5 protein-coding genes are annotated in these 5536 nt (G+C 54.7%); 3 read left to right on the top strand and 2 right to left on the bottom strand.

Going from position 1 to position 5536, the window contains the following annotated elements:
* The 3 genes from V6D20_06710 to V6D20_06700 all read left to right on the top strand — a co-directional run.
* On the top strand, positions 1-1098 hold a 1098-nt coding region (locus tag V6D20_06710; protein ID HEY9815478.1), incomplete at its 5' end, for an AAA family ATPase.
* Between the two features lie 126 nt (positions 1099-1224).
* A complete protein-coding gene (locus V6D20_06705; protein ID HEY9815477.1) occupies positions 1225-2070 on the top strand; it encodes a rhodanese-like domain-containing protein in 846 nt (281 codons plus the stop codon).
* Between the two features lie 528 nt (positions 2071-2598).
* Positions 2599-4575, top strand: a complete 1977-nt coding sequence (locus V6D20_06700) for an ABC transporter ATP-binding protein (GenBank protein HEY9815476.1) — start codon at positions 2599-2601, stop codon at positions 4573-4575.
* Here V6D20_06700 and V6D20_06695 read toward each other — a convergent pair.
* Both V6D20_06695 and V6D20_06690 read right to left on the bottom strand, forming a co-directional pair.
* The gene (locus V6D20_06695) at positions 4572-5147 is read right to left on the bottom strand and encodes a 5-formyltetrahydrofolate cyclo-ligase (GenBank protein ID HEY9815475.1); all 576 of its coding nucleotides are present in this window, start codon (positions 5145-5147) and stop codon (positions 4572-4574) included. The genes V6D20_06700 and V6D20_06695 overlap by 4 nt on opposite strands.
* Positions 5148-5161: 14 nt before the next feature.
* Positions 5162-5536: ATP-binding protein (locus V6D20_06690; GenBank protein HEY9815474.1), on the bottom strand; the 375-nt coding region annotated here is incomplete at its 5' end.

Genomic DNA, 5536 nt, shown 5'->3' with positions numbered 1-5536 from the left:
GAATCGGCCAACGACAATAGCGATGCTTCTCCCGTAGTCACGGAAGAAGATATTGCTCACATCGTGGCTTCGTGGACGGGAGTGCCGGTGAACAAACTCACCGAGTCGGAGTCGGAAAAACTCCTGCACATGGAAGATACCCTCCACACCCGCTTGATTGGTCAAGACGAAGCGGTGAAAGCCGTATCGCGCGCCATCCGACGGTCTCGTGTGGGTCTGAAAAACCCCAACCGCCCCATTGCAAGCTTCATCTTCTCTGGACCCACCGGGGTTGGGAAGACGGAGTTGACCAAGTCCTTGGCAGCCTACTTCTTCGGATCTGAAGAAGCCATGATTCGCCTAGACATGTCGGAATTCATGGAGCGGCACACCGTCTCGAAGCTGATCGGTTCTCCGCCGGGCTATGTCGGCTACAACGAAGGCGGTCAGTTAACCGAGGCTGTGCGTCGCCGTCCTTACACGGTGGTGCTCTTCGATGAAATTGAGAAGGCTCACCCAGATGTCTTCAACATGCTGTTGCAAATCTTGGAAGATGGTCGCCTGACCGATGCCAAGGGACGCACCGTAGACTTCAAGAACACCCTGATCATCATGACCTCGAACATTGGGTCGCGGGTCATTGAGAAAGGCGGCGGCGGTCTAGGCTTTGAGTTCTCCGAAGAAAGTGCTGAGGAAGCTCAATATGCTCGGATTCGCAACCTGGTTCAAGAAGAACTGAAGGGCTCCTTCAAGCCTGAGTTCCTCAACCGTTTGGATGAAATCATCGTCTTCCGTCAGCTCACCAAAGATGAGGTGAAGGACATTGCGACGATTCTTCTCAAGGAAGTCTTTGTCCGTCTCCAGGAAAAAGGCATCCACTTAGAGGTAACCGAGCGATTCAAGGATCGGTTGATTGATGAAGGCTACAACCCAAGCTATGGTGCTCGTCCATTGCGTCGTGCCATCATGCGGCTTCTAGAAGACAGCTTGGCGGAAGAAATTCTGTCGGGTCGGGTCAAAGAAGGCGACACGGCAGTTGTTGATGTGGATGACGATGGGCAAGTGCGCGTCTCATCGTCAGAACAGCAGCGTGAGCTGTTGCCTCAGTCCGCCGACTAGAGACGTCATAGTAAGTGGCGAGGGCGGATAACCAGCCCCGACCACGAACTGATATCCCAACGGGGATCATAGTCTGAGAACGGTAGAGTATGGATAGCTCTACCGTTCTTTTTTATGGCTGGTTTTATGGCTGGACGTGACCCAGCCCCACCCGAAGATACCTATCCCTGGATTGTGAACTGGGAGACGGCCTACGCCTATCTGCATGAGGGCGCAACGTTGCTGGATGCCAGGGGCAAAACCTGGACACCTCGTTTCTCTAAGGTTCAACGCATTCAATGGCAGTGGTTTACGGACAACGAACCCAGTCAGCGAGGTTGTTTGCTGAACCAAGATGCCCAACTCACCAGCCTAGTTCAGCGCTTAGGGATTAACGATGCTCCGGTCGTAGTAGTGGGTGATGCCCACCATGGCTGGGGGCAGGAAGGACGGATTGTTTGGATGTTGCGATCGCTTGGCCATCCTGCAGCTTGCTGGGTCGATGGGGGTTGGGCCGCGCTGCCATCACAACCGATTCCCCAAACACCGCCGTCCTGCAGGCCAAGCTGGTCGATCATACGTATTCCCACTTGGACGATCGATCGAGAAACCCTACGCCATCTGATCACCCAGACGGAAAGCGATCGCCCTTGGGTAGTGATCGATGTCCGTACAACTGCTGAGTATCACGGTGCCATGCTCCATGGAGAAAGCCGAGGTGGCCATCTGCCAAGGGCCTTACACGTTGATTTCCGGAATTGCTTAACTCCGCAAGGGTACTTACGATCTGCGGCAGAGATAGGCGATCGCCTTGCCCAGCATGGAATTACGCGTCAGCACCGTATTATTACGTACTGCACCGGCGGCATTCGCTCGGCTTGGATGACCACCGTGCTGGTGCAGTTGGGGTATACCGCTCAAAACTATCCGGGGTCGGTGTGGGAATGGAGTGCGGGAGCTGCCCAAAACTATCCCTTAGTTTGTCCCAAGTAGGAGGACGTAACGATTGGTCAGCATGTCAACATCGCTCTGTGCTCCAGTCCCTATGAGAAGAGGGTTGAGCAGAGTCGAAACCCGGCAAGTTAGCTTCATTGAATGAAGCCCAGTTCCTGAGCAAGATCCAAGATTCATGATTCTACGGTTGTCTGTTTTGTTGATGAGGGGGTCTAGATCGCGACTCCGGGAAATTGCGGAGAGAAGTGCCCCGAAAGCGATCGCCAAATTGACAAAAAAAACCCGGAGGCGAACCACCGGGTCGTGTGAACATCTACCATCATCATTAACCCCATTATAAGTGAATTTACTCTCGGTGTAATCACCAAAATCATCTTTTTCTCAAAAAAATTACGGAATCTACCTCGTGAAGCGGCAGAGTGGCTACGCAAACCTACGTACAAAATCCCTGAAACTCCCGCATGATGGGTCTTACCCCCTGTGATGGCATGGGAGAAAAGCTACGTATTTACTCGTGATTAGAATTTCTTATGAGTTAGATCTTAGTGCCCAAGATGGAAAAGTAGGGTGATCGAGGGGGCTCAGAACCTCAAATATCCCACCGTGGCGTGGGCAGGAGAGATGCCGCCGATGGTCTGGGGCGATCGCGATACAATGGCAAGGCTCGAAGCGTGGCTAAAACCCAGGCGATCGCGCACCCATCCTAGCCTACTCACCATGAAGCAGCCATCCCTTTCCCAAAAATATCGTCTACCCTCTCGCTCATCTACCTTGGCTGCTCAACCAGCCCATCCCCTAAAACGACTGCTCACCTACGGTAAAGCCTATCGGCAGCAGGTATGGTGGTCGGTGACCTGCTCGGTACTCAACAAGCTGTTTGACCTTGCACCCCCGGCGCTGATTGGGATCGCCGTGGATGTGGTGGTGGAGCAGGAGCAGTCCCTCATCGCCTCCTTTGGGGTGCGCAGTATTCTTGGGCAATTGCTGGTGTTATCAGGATTAACCCTGGTGATTTGGGGCTTAGAGTCGGCCTTTGAATATGCCTACGATCGCCTCTGGCGCAACTTAGCTCAAACCATTCAGCATGATCTGCGTATTGATGCCTACCGTCACCTTCAGGATCTAGAGCTGGCCTACTTTGAGAGCCGCAACACCGGAGAACTCATGGCCATCTTGAATGATGACGTGAACCAGCTTGAGCGATTTCTCGATCGGGGGGCCAATGATCTCCTGCAGGTAGCCACTACAGTCGTAGTTATTGGAGCGGCGTTTTTCATCTTGGCACCGGGTGTGGCTTGGATGGCGATGCTGCCCATGCCGTTCATTTTGTGGGGATCGATTGTCTTCCAAAAACGTCTAGCGCCCCTCTACAGCGAGGTGCGTGAAAAGGTGAGTGTTCTCAACAGTCGGCTATCGAACAACCTGAGTGGCATCACGACTATTAAGAGCTTTACCACCGAAGCCTACGAAATTGAGCGAGTTACCCTAGAAAGTGAGGCCTATCGACAGAGTAATCGGCGGGCGATCGCCTTTAGTGCTGCCTTTGTGCCGTTGATCCGCCTGATCATTTTGGTAGGGTTTACCGCCACCTTGCTCTACGGTGGCTTGGCGGCAGCGGCAGGCACGTTATCCGTGGGTACCTACAGCGTCCTTGTCTTTCTCACCCAGCGCCTGCTTTGGCCGCTCACCCGCTTAGGAGAAACCTTGGATCAATACCAGCGAGCCATGGCCTCCACCACGCGGGTGATGAACTTACTAGATACCCCCATGGCTATCCCGTCGGGCACCCTAGCTCGTCCCCTAGCCACCATTCAAGGGGAGGTGGTGTTTGACCAAGTGAGCTTCGCCTATCCCGATCGCCCGCCGATCTTGAACCAGCTCTCCCTGCATATCCCGGCGGGTAAAACCATTGCCATTGTGGGGTCTACGGGTTCCGGCAAAAGTACCCTCGTGAAACTACTGCTGCGGTTCTACGATATTGATTCGGGCAGCATCACCCTGGATGGAACGGAGCTGCGAGATATCCAGCTCCAGGATCTGCGGCGGGCGATTGGCTTGGTCAGCCAGGATGTTTTCCTGTTCCACGGCAGCGTAGCGGACAATATTCGCTATGGCAGTCCCGAGGCGACGGATGCTGATGTGATTGCCGCCGCCGCGATCGCTGAGGCCCACGAGTTTATTCAACAGCTCCCCCAGGGATACGCCACCGTGGTAGGGGAACGGGGGCAGAAATTATCGGGCGGTCAGCGACAGCGATTGGCGATCGCCCGCGCGGTGTTGAAAAATCCACCGATTTTAATCTTGGATGAAGCCACATCAGCGGTAGATAACGAAACCGAAGCGGCGATTCAGCGATCTCTAGATCGGATTACCCAAAACCGTACCACCATCGCCATCGCCCACCGCCTGTCTACTATTCGCAACGCGGACTGTATTTATGTGATGGAACAGGGGCGCTTAATCGAGCAGGGGTTGCACGACGACCTGCTAACCAAGAACCAAGTCTATGCTGGTTTATGGCGGATACAGATGGGACAGCGTTAGTCAACTGAGTAGAGCGCCTGATCTGTGCAAACCGCCTGCAGCGGTCGATCCCAGGGATCAGTAGGAAGCTGGGGTAGGTAACCGTGGTGAAACACAATACCCATGGTGGGGATCGCTTGCCAAACTGGCTGGCTAAAGAGGCGATCGTAGAAGCCACCACCATAGCCCAGTCGATAGCCGCGGCGATCGCAGGCCACGGCGGGGATCAGCATCAGATCAACCCCCTGGGGACCAAGGGTGGGGCGCTGGGATCGTGGTTCTGGAATACCGTAGGCCCCTGCTTGCCAATGGCTGGGATCATCGGGATCGATATGGTGCCAGATCAGCGATCGCCCCTGGCAACGCGGCATTCCCCAACGAATCTGCGGGCAAGCAGTGAACAGTGGACGTAGGTCGGGCTCTTGGCGAATGCTGAAGTAGGCAAACACCGTCCTGGCCTGCTGCAGTTGAGCACTAGCTTGGAGATGGGCACAGAGGCGATCGCTGGCCTGCTGCCAGTCGTGCACCGTCATAGCTTGACGATGGGCCAGGAGCGATCGGCGGAGAGATGGCTTGTCTAATCCCGTAGACATGGCTTACCCCATCCCTAGGAACGGTAGACCGGCAGGGTGAAGTGGAAGCAACTGCCCTGGCTGGGAACAGAATCAACCCAGATTTGCCCATAGTGCGCCCGAATGACCCGCTGGCAGAGGGAGAGGCCGATACCATAGCCATCCTTGCTTTCATCCCGTTCTAGGCGAAATCGATCTTCAAAGATGCGATCGCAATTTTCTTCAGGAATGCCAGGGCCATCATCACAGATACTCACCTGCACCTTTTGGGTGGTGCGATGCAAAATGGTCAGGCGAATGCGACCGGACACCGGTGTGTACTTAATCGCATTGTCGAGCAAATTCATGAGCACCTGTTCCACCCGCTCCGGATCAGCATAGACCCGAGGCAAATCGCTGGGAATGTCGGA

This window comes from Candidatus Obscuribacterales bacterium (assembly GCA_036703605.1).
Lineage (GTDB): Bacteria > Cyanobacteriota > Cyanobacteriia > RECH01 > RECH01 > RECH01.
Note: the sequence above shows the minus strand (reverse complement) of the source record. Positions and strands in the feature narration are given on the sequence as shown.

What these genes read in the sequence shown, in the direction of transcription:
- V6D20_06705 (HEY9815477.1), top strand. Translation starts at nt 1,225, where the DNA reads ATGGCTGGACGTGACCCAGCCCCACCCGAAGATACCTATCCCTGGATT.
- V6D20_06695 (HEY9815475.1), bottom strand. Translation starts at nt 5,147, where the DNA reads ATGTCTACGGGATTAGACAAGCCATCTCTCCGCCGATCGCTCCTGGCC.